This is a genomic window from Metabacillus sp. KH_069, from assembly GCF_057838075.1.
On sequence record NZ_CM174460.1, the window covers coordinates 4353312 to 4370317 of the forward strand.

Sequence of the window (17006 nt, forward strand, 5' to 3'; positions counted from 1 at the left end):
GCTTCCTCCTTCTATTTTAAATGGATATCTGCTCCAGGACCGAGCGGAATTCCGAGATAATACCAGGCGATAAAAAATAAAATCCAAGCGATGCCAAAGAAAATCGTATATGGAAGCATGACGGAAATCAGTGAACCAAGTCCCATATTCTTATCAAACTTCTTAGCTCCCGCAAGCAAAATAGCAAAATACGCAAACATTGGAGTAATTGGGTTTGTTATTGAATCACCAATCCGATAGGCAACCTGCGTGAATGCCGGGTCAAACCCGAGAAGCATGAACATTGGAACAAAGACCGGACCTACAATAGCCCATTTAGCGGAAGCACTTGCGATAAAGAGATTCAGAGTTCCGCAGAATAAGATAAACCCTATTAATAGAGGCAAGCCTGTGAGTCCAAGACCTTTAAGCAGATCCGCTCCAGAGATCGCCATGATGATTCCTAAATTGCTCCAGTTGAAATAGGCAATAAACTGGGCCGCAAAAAAGGCAATTGCCATGTACATCCCCATCGTTCCAAGCGACTTGGCGATTTCCTGGGCGACATCCTTATCTGAACGAATCGATTTAGTTGCAATCCCATATGCAAGTCCAGGAAATAGAAACAGACCCATAATAATAGGAACAAGAGAGTTCATGAATGGTGAAGTGATGATCGCGCCGTCTTCGCCGCGGAGCCAGCCATTCTCAGGAACAATCGTAAGTGCTATTAAGATAAGGAATGCGAGTGTCGCTATTCCAGCCCATCTCAATCCTTTTGATTCTTCCGGTCTTAGCTTGTCCATCGGCATGCGGGGACCTTTATATTCAGGCAGCCTTGGTTCGACGATCTTTTCCGTGACCCATATGGCAAGCGGTACAAAAAACACACAGGACCCAGCTAAGAAATACCAGTTCATTGCCGGATTGGTCTGAAAATCGGGATCGACAATTTCTGCTGCGGATTGTGTAAATCCTGCTAAAAGAGCATCAAGCATATTAACGATCAGATTTGCACTGAATCCTCCTGCAACAGAAGCATATGCGACAACCATCCCCGCAATCGGATGTCTTCCAACACTCATAAATACAAGTGCCGCGATAGGAGGCAGTACGATAAATCCAGCATCTCCTGCCATATTTGCAAGCAGCCCTGCAAAGACAATTGAAAAGGTAATAATCCCTTTCGGGGCTCCAAGAACAAGCTTTCTAAGCAAAGCAGAAATCAGCCCCACTCCCTCTGCAAGTCCTACACCAATCATGGTAACAAGCACTAATCCAAGCGGAGGGAACTCTGCGAAATTCTTAACCATATTTGTCATGATCTGCTGAAATCCATCCTTTGTCAGCAGGCTTACAGCTTCAACACTTTCTTTCGTTGCCGGGTTAACAACCTTCACTTCAAACAAGGAAGCAATGTGAGATGCAAGAATGACGATGACGGCGAACAGAATAAATAAGGTGACAGGATCAGGCAGTTTGTTTCCTGCTTTCTCTACACCATCAAGCATGCGATTAAATAATCCCCTGCTTTTCCTGTCCGCGGCTGCTGCTGTGTTTGGTTCCATAGACATTCTCATCTCCTTTAACAGAATTTTTTAATATTTCTCATTATAAAGAGTTCTATTTATTTCGCAACCCGTAATTTCACGATGAAAACGCTTTAACTAAATAAGCGGGAAATTTTTAAAAAATTCTGCTTCGTTTTCTGTTATTAAGGGTAGAAAGTAGGATAACAGAAAGAACACAATGAAAAGGGGAATTCGGGATGGAACAGAATCACACAATGATGCAGTTTTTTGAATGGCATGTAAGACCAACTGGAACACACTGGAACAGGCTGAAAGAGTTAGCGCCGGAGCTTAAGGAAAGAGGCATTGATTCGGTTTGGATTCCTCCCGTTACAAAAGGCCAGTCTGGAGATGATGTCGGATATGGCGTGTATGACTTATATGATCTTGGAGAGTTCAATCAAAAGGGTTCTGTCCGTACTAAATATGGTTTGAAGAAGGAATTACTTGCTGCTATTAAAGCCTGTCACGATAACGGCATTGCCGTTTATGTGGATTTGGTTATGAATCATAAAGCAGGAGCTGATGAGACGGAATTATTTAAAGTGATTGAAGTAGACCGCGAGGACCGAACGGAAGAATTATCCGAGCCAATTAATATTGAAGGCTGGACAAAATTCAACTTCCCGGGCCGAAAAGGAAAGTATTCTTCCTTTGAATGGAATTTTGAGCATTTCAACGGAACAGATTACGATGCGAAAAACGATAAAATCGGCGTCTTTAAAATTGTCGGTGACAATAAAGACTGGAATGAAAATGTTGACGAGGAATTCGGAAATTATGATTACTTAATGTTCGCGAACATTGACTATGATAATGAAGAAGTTCAGGATGAAATGATTTCATGGGGCAAGTGGCTTGCAGATACTCTGCAGTGTGATGGATACCGCCTTGATGCCATTAAACATATCAATCATGAGTTTGTTCAGAGGTTTGCAGAAGAGCTTTATGAAGACCGCGGGGATGATTTCTTTTTTGTTGGAGAGTTCTGGAAATCCGATTTAAAAGAATGCCAGAATTTCCTTGATAAAATTGACTACAAAATGAGTTTATTTGATGTGTCCCTTCACTACAAGCTTCACGAAGCATCCATGGCAGGAAATGATTTTGATCTCTCCACGATCTTTGAGGATACCCTTGTCGGCTCCCATCCCGAGCATGCCGTCACATTTGTTGATAATCATGACTCCCAGCCTGATGAAGCCCTCGAATCATGGGTTGAAGACTGCTTTAAGCAAAGTGCCTATGCTCTGATTCTTCTAAGAAAGCAGGGATATCCTTGTGTATTTTATGGCGATTACTACGGAATTGATGGAGACAATCCAATCGACGGCAAAAGAGAAGCGATTGATCCCCTTCTCTATGCCAGACAGACAAGGGCCTATGGTGAGCAGGAAGACTACTTTGACCATCCGAATACAATCGGCTGGGTAAGACGCGGCGTGGATGAGTTCGAGCGTTCCGGCTGTGCAGTTGTCATTTCAAATGGCGACGAAGGAGAAAAACGGATGTGTGTCGGCGAACACCATGCAGGTAAAGTATGGGTGGACTTAACAGGCACCCGCGAAGAGCATATTACCATTGAAGATGATGGCTTTGCGACGTTCCCTGTAAACGGCCAAAGTGTTTCTGTCTGGGCCCGTCCGGATGAAGATGTTGAATAAGTAAATGAAAACAGCAGGTTTCCTGGATACGGAAACCTGCTGTTATTTATTTAGCGTCCAAGATTATGGTTACTTTAAATAAATCTCCGTCTACAGCAATCTCCAATCGCCCTCCGTGAAGCTCAACAATCGATTTGGCAATCGTAAGGCCAAGACCGGATCCTTCTGTATGGCGCGAGGAGTCTCCGCGTTTAAACCGTTCAAATAATTCATCTGTGTTTTCGCTGAGCTCATACTTGGTGACATTTTTAAAAGAGATGATGACATGCTCCCCGATTTTTTTAACGGAAAGGTACACTCTCGTATTCTCTAAAGAATACTTAAGAATATTGCCAATCAAATTCTCAAACACTCTCCACATCTTTTGTCCGTCTACGACTGCATAAACAGGTTCATCTGAATGAATCACCCTGAACTGCAGGGAAGACTGGCTGATGGCTTCATTGTATTCAGCAAGCGCCTGCTGCAGGAGCTGTGCAATATCTGCGTTTTGTTTCACTAAATCAATATTGCCGCTCGCCATTTTTGACGCCTCAAACAAATCATCAATCAGGATTTTCAGGCGCTGCGATTTGCGGTCGACAATTTCTACATAGGAAGCTCTTTCCTCTTCTGAGAGATTCGGATTTTTCAGCAATTCTGTGTAGCTGATAATGGAAGTAAGCGGTGTCCGCAGATCGTGGCTGACATTTGTGATCAGCTCCGTTTTCAGACGTTCACTTTTCACCTGCTTTTGCTGTGAAGTTTTTACCCCGTGTTTCAGAGCATTCATATTCGAAGCAAGTGTCGCAAGGGCCGTTTTCCCATTAACCGGCAGGTCTGTTTCCAGATTGCCGAGCATAATGTCATTTGAATTCGCCACAATTTTATTAAAATAGCCAATCCGTTTGAACATAAACAGCACCACCGGAAGGCCAATGAGCAAAAGAGCAGGAAAGTAGATGAGCAGGAACGCAGGTTGAACGATCACTACTGCCGCTCCAACCCCAAAGCAGAAAACAATGCCAAGCAATATCAAAAGCTGAATGCCTACCTTCTGAATCAGAAAAGCGTCTGCCACAGCCTTTGCAATCCTGAAAAGTATAGTTGTTTTCCATTCTGCCTTGAAATGGCCTTCTGTTTTAAATAGGTGAATGAGAAGGACTGCCTGAACGATGAGTGCAGCGATAAACAACGTTCCAATCATTAAAAAGATAAACGCATAGAGCCATTCGTATCCATAACGGAACGGATAATAGTCGATCACTCCGAACATACAGATCATGCTTCCGACAAACGCAATGCCGGTGAAGAGAATTCTCACATCCAGAGGCAGGCGGAGGTACACTTGCGCCCACTTGTTTTTCAGAATGGGTTCAAACAGCGGACGTCTTCTCAGGAGAAAAACACTGATGAAAAGAGCTGCAAGGCCGCTGAGTGAATGTCCGTAATAGAGAGCCTGTGATTTCTGAAAATCCCGAAGTTCAATCATGGTTTCGCTGTCTGCGGGTGCATTTTTTGACAAGGCGATTTGTCCGGTGAATCTTGTTTCCTCCCCTCTGATTAGATCTTCCGTAATATCACTGCTTCCAAAATAATGAAATCCATCTGTTGAATTGATATAGCCTCTTGATCCCGAATAATTTTCAATATAGTACATGTCTTTTTGATTGATAAACTCTTTGGGATCATCTTTCTCAGACATTTGCAAGTTGGTGTGAACTTCTTCAGAATCGGTGCTTTTCAAGTAATAAACAAACTGATTTTTATTTGCTTCATATTCAGACTTAGGATACTTATAGATTTCTTCAAAGAATTGATCGATATTCTTTTCTTTTTCTGCGATAAGTTTTTTTCGGACATGCTCATCATCTTTAAAATTCATGGTGATGTCAGCAATTTTTTTATTTTTTTCTTCCGTCAGCACTTTTTCAACTTCGCTGTTTCCATTTTCCTTAGCAGCGAAAATTTCTTCTTCATACTGACTTTCTATGTTCATGATCTGGTCGGATAAACTTCCGTATCTATATCGATGTTCTTCAATTTCCTCTGCTGATACGGTTATGTTTTCCTTAGCTTCTTCTTTGGTCGTCCCGTTCAATTCATATAAGCTTAAAAGATTTGTAAAGTAGTTTAGCCGTTCTTGAAATTCGTTAGACTGAAAATAGTTTTTAAATAAGTACCTGTCTCCGTTTGCAGCACCTGAAAAGAGACCGCTGATTCCGTATGTCAGCAGCATCATGATGAGAAAGAACGTTAGACTATTTTTCCATTTTGTACCCAATTCCCCATACCACCTTTAAATATCTCGGATTTTTAGGATCAATTTCAATTTTTTCTCTGATTTTGCGGATATGGACGGCAACGGTTTTTTCGGCGTTGTAGCCAGGTTCATTCCAAACCCGCTCATAGATTTCGTTGATTGAAAACACGCGTCCGGCGTTCAGCATCAGCAGCTCTACTATGCTGTATTCAATGCGTGTAAGCTTTACGTTTTCGCCATGCACCGTCACTTCTTTGGCTGTTTGATCAAGGGTAAGACCGTTCAGATCTACGGTCTTTTTCGCACCTTCGTATGTACCAAGCGTCACATATCGCCTAAGCTGAGATTTCACTCTGGCAATCAGCTCCATCGGATTGAACGGCTTTGTTACATAGTCATCTGCCCCTACCTGCAGGCCGAGGATCTTGTCTGTATCTTCGCTCTTTGCACTCAGGATTATAATCGGAATGTTCTTTTTTTCACGGATTTTAAAAGTGGTTGAGATGCCGTCAAGACGGGGCATCATGATATCCAGCAGAATTAAATGAACAGCGTGCTCATTCAGTTTTTCAAGAGCTTCTATGCCGTCTTTCGCTTTTATGACAGTTATGTTTTCATTCTTTAAATAGATTTCAATCGCATCGCGGATTTCTTTATCATCATCCACTACTAAAACGTTATAATTGGTCATTTTCTCACGCTCCTTTCAAAAGTATATCTGTTTTCAAGTGATTATCTATAGTCTAATAGGAAATTCTTAACACTCTGTCAGTGGAATGTTTAAGAATTTCTTAATTTTTATAAGAAAAGCGGAAACGGCTGTTCAGCTTGGATGCACCAACTCCTATTCTTTTCAAAAGGCTGTTTTCACATAGATCGTTGTTTTTGATGATACATTTAGCCCGTTCCTTTCCGCTCCAGGAACTTGCTTTCCGCGGGGAGCATGGGAGCCTCCTCGGCTTTTTGCCTGTGGGGTCTCCCAATTTGCTCTATTTCCCGCAGGAGTCAAGTTCCTTCCGCTGCAATCCACTTAAGGGTATAAACATTTAATCTAAAAGCAACAAAGTTTAAGAATTTTTCAAAAAAAATAACCCTTATTTTAAAGGGTTATTCAAAGAAACTATTTTATTATGTTGTTCTTCTTCGTACCCGATACAAACCGGTTCCCGCTCACCCAGAATCTCCATGGATATTCTCTTGCTTCACCGCTGTTGTCTATTCCAATTCGCGGCCCTGCGGCTGTAAGTTCAGGCTCATTGCCTTCTGCTATATACAGGGGCGCCTCCCATAAAGGACGTCCATAATCTTCTTTTACAATACCCAATGCTTTCGTCAGTTTCCCGGGACCATTTGTCAGGTCCTGCTCTCTTTTCACCGGACCTCGCCTTTGATACATCAATTCCAGCCCTTCAACCGGCTCTACCCCTCTTATTAAAATGGCTTCAGGAGAATCAGCCGCTCCGCTAACAACATTTACAAGACAATGTGTATGCATGACATAAGTATAAGTATAGCCGGCTGGCCCAAACATGACTTCGGTTCTTGCAGTCCGCCGGTTGTTGAAGCTGTGAGCAGCCTGATCGCCTGGTCCTATATAGGCTTCTGTTTCAACAATGATTCCTGCAGCAATACCCTCTGCTGTTTCTTTTACAAGTATTTTACCTAGAAGCGCCTGAGCTAATTCCAGTGTAGGTTTATTAAAAAAGGACGAATGAATAGGCTGATGCCTCATGTTGTCCACCTCTTTAAAGATTTGTCTTTAAATCATATCAAATTGAGGACCATCAAGCTAAATATTCAACGCAAAAAGGAGGCAGCAGCCTCCCTTTTCAACCCCAAATAGCGTGAAGAATTCCCAGTAACGAAAACGCAATGACATGATCCAGCACCGCTATTCCATAAACCTTTAAACCTGTTAATCCGAAGAGCGCATTTTTTAAATAGGCCAGCGCAAGCAGAATGCCAATGATTAATCCTGTCATCAGACCTGAAATCACATCGGCCGCTCCAATTGAATGAATGATGATTGCGATTAAAAATGAGCTTAGAAATGCAACGGCAGCAGATCCCGCATACTTTGCGGAATCTTTTACTTCACTTGGATTCATTCGCGTCCAGGTCTTTCCAAATAAAAATGGAGAATAGTATAAAGCTCCAAATGCCATATACAGCAGTCCTCCTGCAATAACAGCTAAAAAGTTTAAATCTATAAAATTTATGATCACAATAAGACCTCACTCTCGTATTTCTTTATTTAGGTTCGATTTCAAGTGCAATGGCTGTAATTTTACAGTCCAGTTCAAACGTTCCTGCTCTTGGCACGATCTGAACAAGCTCGATGGGATTGCCCAAATAACGGTAGCCGCTTTGTGGCAGCCAGAAGCTGTACAGTTCAGAATAACATTCAATCAGCAGCTTCCGATTGCTGTAATCCACCGGTTCCTCAAACTCATAAACCGCATATTTTCCGCCATGAAAGGCTGACTTCTCTGCCCCATCTCCTATACTTCCAAAATCATCAATAGAAATACAGCAGTCATAGCGGCATTTTTCAGCAGGAGTGATATAGGGGTTGTTCCTTGGAACACCAATCATCATGGTTTTCTCATGCAGCAGATTTCTTGCATGGCAAAATCGGTAGATGCTCTCCCACGTCTGTTCAATCTCTTTTGAATATTCCCCAAGACGATGTTTCAATACAATGGCACGTTCCGGCAATACCACTGTTTTTACTTTTGACAGGTCGACCCACTGAAATTCAGTGTACTCTCTTTTTTGATTTTCTTCTTTTCTTTTACTGCTATCTTGTTTAGATTTCTTGCTGTCTAGATAGACTCTTGGAAACTTCTCTAAGTATGCACCCTCACGCCAGGCTTTTGGGCTGTGATGAAACGTTTCATGAAATGTGTATGTAAAATAAGACAGGGATGAAAAACCACAGTCGATCGCAATTTCGGTCACCGGCTTTTCCGGCTCATAGATTAACGTATGCGCAGCCTTTTCAAGTCTGTGCCTCTTTACATAATCTGCAGGTGTTTCTCCTGTAAATTCCGAGAAAAGACGATGGAAATGATAGGGAGAATAGGTGGAGACTTTCGCTAAATGAGCCAATGTTAATTTCAAATGCAAATTTTCTTCGATATAATTTTGAACTCTTGAAATATGGGTGCGCTGCTCGCGGTCAAATACAGTCATGCTCTTAACTCCAATACTGTTCTTTTTAGTTGTCTATTATTCAGGATACCAGATTATGTGTGTTCTCAGTCTTTCTCTTTTTTAAACGAGTACTATGAATATACTAGATTTCTTAATATAATTAATTATCAGTTTTATTTTCAGAAAGGCGGATATCAAATGATCAGGGCAGCCATTATCGGTTTAGGTGCAATCGGACAGCGATTAATAACGAACTTTACAGACCATCCGGATATCATGATTTCAGCTATATGTGACCGGAATGCTGAAGTTACACGTGAAACATCTGAAAGACTGGGAAATGTGTCTTCATTTACTGATCATAAAAAAATGCTTGAAGAAGCAGAAATCGATTTAGTGTATGCAGCAGTTCCGCCCAAATTTCATCATCAGATTGTGACGGATGTGATTGCAAAGGGCAAGCATGTTTTATGTGAAAAACCTTTGGCAAACTCCTTGGAAGAAGCAGAAAGTCTTTACATACAGGCAAAAGAAAAAGGAATCATCCATGCAATGAATTTCCCTTTGAATTATAGTGCCGGAAGCAAAACCTTTGCTTCCCTCATAAATGAGGGTTATGTTGGAAATCTTAGACGGATTGAGTTAAAGATGCATTTTCCGGAATGGCCGCGGCCGTGGCAGCAAAATGACTGGGTTGCAAGCCGTGAACAAGGCGGATTTGTCCTCGAAGTCGGCGTACACTACATTCAGCAAATCCAAAAAATCTTTGGACCTGTTCGTGTTCTGAATAAATCCGTTCAGTATCCCGAAGATCCGGCTGCTTCTGAAATTGGGATTCTGGCTCAAATGGAGCTTCAAGATGGTACGCCGATTTTAATTGATGGCATGAGTCAGATTGCAGGAACAGAAGAAATCAGATTTACTGCTTACGGGACAGAAGGAACTCTGGCCTTGCTGAACTGGTCAGCACTTGAAGGAGGCAAGCATGGAGAGCCTATTCAAAGGATTGATGCAGAAAGCTCACTTGCCGATTCTTTAATTGATGAGCTTGTAAAAGCGCTGAAAGGCGAAGAAGCTGAGATCATTGACTTTGAGGCAGGCTATCAGGCACAGGATGTTTTGGAAAAATTAAGAGGTTAAGAAGGGTTGATGAACAATGAACAATGAAATCATTGAACGATTTATTTCCTACGTGAAAATCGATACACAATCAAATGACAGCAGCGAAACGTGTCCATCTACTGAAGGTCAGCTGACACTTGCACGTAAACTTGTAGAGGAACTTAAAACAATTGGTTTAGAAGATGTAAGCATGGATGAGTTTGGTTATGTAATGGCTACTCTCCCATCTAACACTGATAAACAGGTTCCAACGATCGGCTTTCTGGCACACATTGATACAGCAACCGATTTTACCGGAAAAAATGTGAATCCGCAGATACATGAAAACTATGACGGGCAGGACATCCTCCTGAACGAAACCGTTCAAGTAACCCTGTCTCCAAAGGACTTTCCTAACCTTTTAAACTATAAAGGCCATACATTGATAACAACAGACGGCACCACTCTTTTAGGAGCCGATAATAAAGCGGGCATTGCTGAAATCATGACAGCGATGGATTATTTGGTCAAGCACCCTGAAATCAAACACGGCAAAATCCGAGTAGCTTTCACTCCTGATGAGGAAATCGGCCGCGGACCGCATAAATTTGATGTTGCTGCCTTTGATGCGACATACGCCTACACAGTGGATGGCGGTCCTCTAGGCGAGCTGCAGTACGAAAGCTTCAGCGCAGCCGGAGCCTCTATTACCATTAAAGGAACCAACATCCATCCTGGCACAGCTAAAGGGAAAATGGTGAATTCTATTAAAATTGCAATGGAACTCCAGAGCAAGCTGCCGGCAGAACAAGCTCCCGAATTAACAGAAGGCTATGAAGGCTTCTTCCATCTTCTCTCTTTCAGCGGAGATGTTGAACAAACGAAGCTAAGCTACATTATCAGAGATTTTGATAAGGAAGCGTTCCAGCAGAAAAAACAAACGATGGCCGCTGCTGTTGATGAATTGAAAGAGAAATACGGAAGCGAACGCATCATCCTTGAGATGAACGATCAATATTACAATATGCGTGAAAAAATTGAGCCTGTTAAACAGATCGTCGACATTGCCTACAAAGCGATGGAAAACCTGGACATTCAGCCAATCGTTGAACCGATCCGCGGCGGCACAGATGGATCTCAGCTCTCCTACATGGGCCTTCCTACACCGAATATCTTTACCGGCGGAGAGAACTTCCATGGCAAGTTTGAATATATTTCAGTTGATAATATGCAAAAAGCAACACAGGTTATTGTAGAGATTGCGAAATTATTTGAAGAGAACGCAGCTGAATAACATGCTGAAAAAGGTAAACGCTTTGGAGAGTCCAAGGCGTTTACCTTTTTCACCTTCTGCATTCATAATGACTGAAACAGCCTTCATAATTCCTTTCGTATTCCAGCACTCTTTCATGTATAATTATTCATGTTAAATAAGGCTAAATAGACCGCTTATCTATAAATATTTCTTTGTTCAAATCCGAACAAACTAAGAGGGAGAATGATATGACAAACACAATTATTCAATTTAAGCAGGTTACGAAACAATACGACAATGACCCTGCCGTCCTCAACCATGTCAGTTTTGAAATCGAGCGCGGCAAATTTTATACACTTCTTGGTCCTTCAGGCTGCGGCAAGACAACGATCCTGCGATTGATTGCCGGATTTACAGAAGCGTCTGAAGGGGAGATTCTTTTTAATGGAAAAAAAATAAACGATGTGCCTGCTAACAAACGCCAAGTTAATACGGTATTTCAGGATTATGCGCTGTTTCCTCATTTGAATGTTTTTGAAAATGTTGCATTCGGACTGCGCATTAAAAAAATGAACAATAAAGAGATTGAATCAAAAGTAAAAGAAGCCTTAAGCTTTGTAAATCTTGACGGATATGAAAAACGGGAAATCAGGGAAATGTCCGGAGGCCAGCGCCAGCGGGTTGCCATTGCACGTGCGATTGTCAATGAGCCGGAAGTTATTCTTCTTGATGAACCTTTGTCCGCCCTGGACTTAAAGCTTCGGACAGAAATGCAGTATGAGCTGCGCGAGCTTCAGCAGCGTCTTGGGATTACCTTTATCTTTGTCACCCATGACCAGGAAGAAGCACTCGCGATGTCCGATGAAATCTTTGTTCTGGACAAAGGGAAAATACAGCAAAGCGGGACACCAACCGATATCTATGATGAACCGATCAACCGGTTTGTTGCTGATTTCATTGGTGAGTCCAATATTGTAAAAGGAACGATGCTTGAGGATTACCTTGTGGAGTTTACAGGCAGACAATTTGAATGTGTCGATCAGGGTCTGAACCCAAATGAACCAATTGAGATCGTCATTCGCCCTGAAGATTTGGAAATCACTTCACTGGAACGGGGAAAACTCCATGTACGCGTTGATTCCCAATTGTTCCGAGGTGTTCATTATGAAATCAGCAGCTATGACAAGGATGGCAACGAATGGCTCGTTCATTCTACAAAGAAAGCCACTGTCGGAGATGAAATTGGTCTTTATTTTGACCCTGAAGCGATACACGTTATGAGATTCGGGGAGACCGAAGAGGAATTTGACAAACGTTTAGAAGCTTATGCAGATGGAGAAGAGCATGGAAACTAAACTGACCCGAAATTTGTATATGATTCCTTACGCGCTTTGGATTGCTCTCTTTGTTATTGCACCGATTGTTCTTGTTCTTTATTATTCGTTTATTGATATAGAGGGACATTTGTCGCTTGCCAATTACCAGAACTTTTTCACACCGGTCTATATGAAAATGACCTTAAGTTCGTTTTGGTATGCCTTTTTGATTACAGCTCTTTCCCTGCTGATCGCCTACCCGACGGCTTATTTGCTGACTTACACAAAGCATAAGCATCTTTGGCTGCTGCTGATTATCGTCCCATCCTGGATTAATTTATTGTTAAAAGCCTATGCTTTTCTGGGAATTTTCGGCACGTACGGTGTTGCGAACAGCTTTTTAGAAGCTATCGGCATTGGTTCACAGCAGTTATTGTTCACCGATTTCAGTTTCATTTTTGTATCGGTTTATATCTTTATTCCATTTATGATTTTGCCTATATTCAATTCACTTAATGAATTAAATCCAACCCTTTTAGATGCAGCGCGTGATTTGGGGGCATCAAGCTGGACTGCCTTCCGCAGAGTCATTTTTCCGCTGACGATTGATGGCGTTAAAGCCGGCTGCCAGCTCGTCTTTATTCCTGCTCTCTCTCTGTTCATGCTGACAAGATTGATTGCAGGAAACAGAGTCATCACACTCGGCACTGCGATTGAACAGCATTTCCTTGTGACGCAGGACTGGGGTATGGGCTCTACAATTGCTGTCTTCTTGATTATTTTTATGTTTCTGATTATCTTCCTTACCGGAAATCGAAAGCGGGGTATGAAAGTTGGATAAGAAAATATCCCCTCTATCCAGGATCTTTTTAATTTTGATCTTTCTCATCCTTTATACGCCGATTTTTTTCCTTGTGTTTTATTCATTTAACAGCGGCGGTACGATGTACAACTTTGAAGGATTTACGCTGGACTGGTATAAAGAACTGTTCACAGATACAAGGCTGCTGATTATTGTGCTTAACACCCTGGTTATCGCCTTATTGTCTGCTCTTATTTCAACAATCATCGGGGTCCTCGGAGCACTTGCCATTCATTCGTTTAAAAGCAGACAAACCAAAAACACACTATTGTCGTTAAATAATGTGCTGATTGTCAGCCCTGACGTTATTATTGGCGCTTCATTTTTAATCCTGTTTACGATGGCGGGAATCAAGCTTGGATTTTATTCGGTTCTCTTATCTCACATTGCATTCAGCGTTCCGATTGTTGTCTTGATGGTGCTGCCGAAACTGATGGAGATGAGCCCTACTTTGCTTGATGCAGCAAGAGATTTGGGGGCAAGCAGCTGGAATGTCCTGACTAAAGTGACCCTGCCGTTTATCACACCGGGTATTTTTGCAGGATTCTTTATGGCACTTACATTCTCCCTTGATGATTTTGCTGTTACCTTTTTCGTAACCGGCAATGGATTCACTACACTGTCAGTTGAGATTTATTCCCTCGCACGCCGGGGAATTTCATTGAATATCAATGCTCTATCTACCCTGCTTTTCCTATTCACAGTTCTGCTTGTCGTCGTATATTACTTCATTACGCAGAGAAATAAGCAAAGCGGATTGGGGGTAAGAAAATGAAGAAGCTGGTCCGTGTTTTCTTCGCGATTATTCTCGTGTCAGGCATCCTTTTGTATGCAGTATCCGAACTAAACTCTTCACAGGGCTACTCAAGCGGAAATACGCTTACGATCTTTAACTGGGGAGATTACATCAATTCGGATCTGGTTGACCGCTTTGAGAAAGAAACAGGCATTAAGGTCATCTATGAGACCTTTGATTCCAACGAGGCGATGATGACAAAGATTGATCAGGGCGGAACGACTTATGATATTGCCGTTCCTTCTGAATATATGATTGATAAAATGAGACAGGAAGATTTGCTTATCCCATTAGATCATTCGAAACTTCCGAACTTGAAAAATATTGATGACCGGTTTATGGATTTGCCATTCGACCCTGAAAATAAATATTCCATTCCTTATTTCTGGGGAACGGTCGGCATCGTCTATAATCCCTCGATGATAGACGGAAAAAAAATCACGAGCTGGAATGACCTTTGGGATCCCGATCTGCGAAATGAGATCCTGCTGATTGACGGCGCAAGAGAAGTGATGGGAATGGGGCTCAACAGCCTCGGCTATTCTCTTAACGATACAAATAAGGATCATTTAGAGGAAGCAAAACGAAAGCTTGATTCTCTCACTCCAAACGTCAAAGCGGTAGTTGGAGACGAAAGCAGGATGCTGCTTGAAAATCAGGAAGCATCCATCGGTCTTGTATGGTCCGGGGTTGCATCTGAGATCATGTATGAAAACGAAGATCTCGAGTATGTCGTTCCCGAGGAAGGCTCAAATTTATGGTTCGATAACATGGTGATCCCGAAAACAGCCAAAAATACGGAAGCCGCCCATCAGTTCATCAACTTCATGCTGGATGCTGAGGTGGCCGCAGAAAACACTGAATATGTCAGCTACTCAACACCGAACAAAGAAGCCTTAAAGTACATGCCTGAAGAGATGGTAAACGATGAGCGCTTCTATCCGCCGCCTGAACTGACGGAAAAACTGGAAGTGTATGAGAACCTCGGCAAAAAGAATTTGGCTTACTATAATGAGCTGTTTTTGAAATTTAAGATGCATCCGAAATAAGAGAAAGGGAGTCCTGATGATCAGGACTCCCTTTCCGCTTTTCTTCACACCATAATTTTGCAAATATCGTTCGTAAACTCAACCGGATCCTCGATTGTCAGTCCTTCAATTAGAAGAGCCTGGTTAAATAGAAGATTCGTGTACAGCGCAAGTTTTTCCTTGTCGTTTGCCAATGCATCTTTTAAGGAAGCAAAGACATCGTGGCTGCTGTTGATCTCAAGTATTTTCTCCGCCTTAATGTTCTGGCTGTTAGGCATGGCTTTCAGGATTTTTTCCATTTCCGTGGTTACTTCGCCTTCAGTTGCGATGCAGACTGGATGAGACTTGAGGCGTTTTGACATTCTTACATCCTTCACTTTGCCTGCAAGAATCGTCTTCATTTCTTCAAAGAGTTCTTTGTTATCGTTCTCTTCTGATTCTGCACCCGATTCATTCTCGCCTGCTTCTATGCCCAAATCACCGCTTGAAATTGATTTGAATTCTTTTTCCTGATAGGTCATCAGCATTCTGATCGCAAATTCATCCACTTCATCCGTGAAATATAAGATGTCATAGCCTTTATCCGCCACAACCTCTTTCTGCGGAAGCTTTTCAATTCGTTCATAGCTTTCTCCTGCAGCATAGTAAATGTACTTCTGATCTTCAGGCATGCCTGAAACATATTCATCAAGTGTAATCAGCTTCTTCTCTTTTGATGAATAGAACATAAGCAGGTTCTGAAGATCTTCTTTATTTGCTCCAAAATCACTGTAAACGCCATATTTAAGCTGTCTTCCGAAAGAGTGATAGAATGTTTCATACTTTTCTCTCTCATCTTTTAATAAGCTCTGCAGCTGGCTCTTAATTTTGTTTTTGATGTTCTTCGCAATCAGCTTCAGCTGGCGGTCATGCTGCAGGATTTCTCTTGAGATGTTAAGAGACAAATCCTCCGAATCTGCCATTCCTTTTACAAAACTGAAATAGTCAGGAAGCAGGTCTGAGCATTTTTCCATGATCAGTACGCCATTTGAGTACAGCTCAAGTCCTTTTTCAAACTCTTTAGAGTAGTAATCATACGGAATCTGTTCAGGGATGTAGAGAATCGCATTGTATCTGACGGCACCGTCCACACTGATATGGATATGTTTTAACGGCTTATCAAACCCGTAATGCTTTTCTGCATAGAAATTCTCGTAATCTTCCTCGGTAAGCTCATTTTTATTCTTTCTCCAAATAGGAACCATGCTGTTGATTGTCTGTTCTTCGTGAATTTCTTCAAATTCTGTTTCGCTGTCTTCTTTTTTTCGCTCCGTTACATCCATTTTAATTGGATAGCGGATGAAATCAGAGTATTTTTTAATGATGGCTTTTAAGCGGTATTCTTCTAAATATTCATCAAACGAATCATCTTCTGTGTTTTCTTTGATGCTGAGAACAATCTCTGTTCCAACCTCTTCCTTCTCACAAAGTTCGATCGTATAGCCGTCTGCTCCCCTAGAATACCATCTGTAAGCTTCTTCGCTGCCGATTGTCTTCGTTGTGACCGTGATGGCATCAGCTACCATAAAGGCTGAGTAAAAACCTACCCCAAACTGACCGATAATGTCACGGCCATCCTTCAGCTCATTTTCGCTTTTAAAAGCCAATGAGCCGCTTTTCGCAATAATCCCGAGATTGTTTTCAAGCTCTTCCTTTGTCATCCCAATCCCCGTATCTGAGATTGTTAATGTTCTATTTTCTTTGTCTGCACTGACTTTTATGTAGTAATGATTTTGGTCAAATGATAGGCTGTCGTCTGTTAAAGCTTTGTAATAAATTTTATCAATCGCATCACTCGCATTTGAAATCAGCTCTCTTAAAAAGATTTCTTTTTGAGAATAAATTGAATTGATCATCATTTCCAATAGTCTTTTAGATTCTGCTTTGAACTGCATTTTTTCCATTGTCATTCTCCTTTCAGACTTCTTTTTAGCACTCTTTTCATGAGAGTGCTAACCACTAATTTAATAACATATATTCCCGTTTTGTGTCAATAA

14 protein-coding genes are annotated in these 17006 nt (G+C 41.8%); 7 read left to right on the forward strand and 7 right to left on the reverse strand.

Annotated features, from left to right (window positions below):
* Positions 1-11: 11 nt before the first annotated feature.
* Positions 12-1547 carry an AbgT family transporter gene (locus tag AC3ISE_RS21830; RefSeq protein WP_489222589.1) on the reverse strand — a complete coding sequence of 512 codons (1536 nt, stop codon included), beginning with the start codon at positions 1545-1547 and terminating at the stop codon, positions 12-14.
* A 200-nt stretch (positions 1548-1747) separates the two neighbouring features.
* On the opposite strand from AC3ISE_RS21830, the gene AC3ISE_RS21835 reads away from it, so the two are divergent.
* Positions 1748-3214, forward strand: coding sequence for an alpha-amylase (locus tag AC3ISE_RS21835; protein WP_489222590.1), 1467 nt, complete (start codon positions 1748-1750; stop codon positions 3212-3214).
* A gap of 46 nt (positions 3215-3260) precedes the next feature.
* Here the strand turns inward: AC3ISE_RS21835 and AC3ISE_RS21840 are convergent, their stop codons facing one another.
* The 5 genes from AC3ISE_RS21840 to AC3ISE_RS21860 form a co-directional block, all read right to left on the reverse strand.
* Positions 3261-5477, reverse strand: a complete 2217-nt coding sequence (locus AC3ISE_RS21840; RefSeq protein ID WP_489222591.1) for a sensor histidine kinase — start codon at positions 5475-5477, stop codon at positions 3261-3263.
* A complete protein-coding gene (locus AC3ISE_RS21845) occupies positions 5455-6147 on the reverse strand; it encodes a response regulator transcription factor (RefSeq protein ID WP_489222592.1) in 693 nt (230 codons plus the stop codon). Before AC3ISE_RS21845 ends, AC3ISE_RS21840 begins: the two co-directional genes overlap by 23 nt.
* Positions 6148-6576: 429 nt before the next feature.
* A complete protein-coding gene (locus AC3ISE_RS21850; RefSeq protein ID WP_489222593.1) occupies positions 6577-7188 on the reverse strand; it encodes a DNA-3-methyladenine glycosylase in 612 nt (203 codons plus the stop codon).
* Positions 7189-7285: 97 nt separating this feature from the next.
* Positions 7286-7681 (reverse strand): DUF1761 domain-containing protein, encoded by a 396-nt coding sequence (locus tag AC3ISE_RS21855; protein ID WP_489222594.1) that lies wholly within the window; start codon positions 7679-7681, stop codon positions 7286-7288.
* 25 nt (positions 7682-7706) lie between these two features.
* Complete coding sequence (locus AC3ISE_RS21860; RefSeq protein ID WP_489222595.1) at positions 7707-8651, reverse strand: AraC family transcriptional regulator; 945 nt, start codon at positions 8649-8651, stop codon at positions 7707-7709.
* Positions 8652-8810: 159 nt separating this feature from the next.
* Between AC3ISE_RS21860 and AC3ISE_RS21865 the strand changes: the two genes are divergently transcribed.
* The 6 genes from AC3ISE_RS21865 to AC3ISE_RS21890 all read left to right on the forward strand — a co-directional run bounded on the left by AC3ISE_RS21865 (position 8811) and on the right by AC3ISE_RS21890 (position 14991).
* Positions 8811-9752, forward strand: coding sequence for a Gfo/Idh/MocA family protein (locus AC3ISE_RS21865; RefSeq protein ID WP_489222596.1), 942 nt, complete (start codon positions 8811-8813; stop codon positions 9750-9752).
* A gap of 16 nt (positions 9753-9768) precedes the next feature.
* Positions 9769-11007, forward strand: coding sequence for a peptidase T (gene pepT, locus AC3ISE_RS21870; RefSeq protein WP_489222597.1), 1239 nt, complete (start codon positions 9769-9771; stop codon positions 11005-11007).
* Positions 11008-11216: 209 nt separating this feature from the next.
* Positions 11217-12323: an ABC transporter ATP-binding protein gene (locus AC3ISE_RS21875; protein ID WP_489222598.1), complete on the forward strand. Its 1107-nt coding sequence runs from the start codon at positions 11217-11219 to the stop codon at positions 12321-12323.
* Positions 12313-13125, forward strand: a complete 813-nt coding sequence (locus tag AC3ISE_RS21880; RefSeq protein WP_489222599.1) for an ABC transporter permease — start codon at positions 12313-12315, stop codon at positions 13123-13125. The genes AC3ISE_RS21875 and AC3ISE_RS21880 overlap by 11 nt, the downstream gene beginning before the upstream one ends.
* Positions 13118-13921, forward strand: a complete 804-nt coding sequence (locus AC3ISE_RS21885) for an ABC transporter permease (RefSeq protein ID WP_133312960.1) — start codon at positions 13118-13120, stop codon at positions 13919-13921. The genes AC3ISE_RS21880 and AC3ISE_RS21885 overlap by 8 nt, the downstream gene beginning before the upstream one ends.
* On the forward strand, positions 13918-14991 hold the full coding sequence (locus AC3ISE_RS21890) for an ABC transporter substrate-binding protein (RefSeq protein WP_489222600.1): 1074 nt from the start codon (positions 13918-13920) through the stop codon (positions 14989-14991). The genes AC3ISE_RS21885 and AC3ISE_RS21890 overlap by 4 nt, the downstream gene beginning before the upstream one ends.
* A 44-nt stretch (positions 14992-15035) precedes the next feature.
* Here AC3ISE_RS21890 and htpG read toward each other — a convergent pair whose 3' ends face one another.
* Positions 15036-16913, reverse strand: coding sequence for a molecular chaperone HtpG (gene htpG, locus AC3ISE_RS21895; protein ID WP_489222601.1), 1878 nt, complete (start codon positions 16911-16913; stop codon positions 15036-15038).
* Positions 16914-17006: the final 93 nt, after the last annotated feature.

Excerpts from the sequence above, each read along its gene's own strand:
- AC3ISE_RS21835 (WP_489222590.1), top strand. The coding sequence starts at position 1,748 with ATGGAACAGAATCACACAATGATGCAGTTTTTTGAATGGCATGTAAGA.
- AC3ISE_RS21865 (WP_489222596.1), top strand. The coding sequence starts at position 8,811 with ATGATCAGGGCAGCCATTATCGGTTTAGGTGCAATCGGACAGCGATTA.
- AC3ISE_RS21830 (WP_489222589.1), bottom strand. The coding sequence starts at position 1,547 with ATGGAACCAAACACAGCAGCAGCCGCGGACAGGAAAAGCAGGGGATTA.
- AC3ISE_RS21850 (WP_489222593.1), bottom strand. The coding sequence starts at position 7,188 with ATGAGGCATCAGCCTATTCATTCGTCCTTTTTTAATAAACCTACACTG.
- AC3ISE_RS21890 (WP_489222600.1), top strand. The coding sequence starts at position 13,918 with ATGAAGAAGCTGGTCCGTGTTTTCTTCGCGATTATTCTCGTGTCAGGC.
- htpG (WP_489222601.1), bottom strand. The coding sequence starts at position 16,913 with ATGGAAAAAATGCAGTTCAAAGCAGAATCTAAAAGACTATTGGAAATG.
- pepT (WP_489222597.1), top strand. The coding sequence starts at position 9,769 with ATGAACAATGAAATCATTGAACGATTTATTTCCTACGTGAAAATCGAT.
- AC3ISE_RS21860 (WP_489222595.1), bottom strand. The coding sequence starts at position 8,651 with ATGACTGTATTTGACCGCGAGCAGCGCACCCATATTTCAAGAGTTCAA.
- AC3ISE_RS21845 (WP_489222592.1), bottom strand. The coding sequence starts at position 6,147 with ATGACCAATTATAACGTTTTAGTAGTGGATGATGATAAAGAAATCCGC.
- AC3ISE_RS21880 (WP_489222599.1), top strand. The coding sequence starts at position 12,313 with ATGGAAACTAAACTGACCCGAAATTTGTATATGATTCCTTACGCGCTT.
- AC3ISE_RS21875 (WP_489222598.1), top strand. The coding sequence starts at position 11,217 with ATGACAAACACAATTATTCAATTTAAGCAGGTTACGAAACAATACGAC.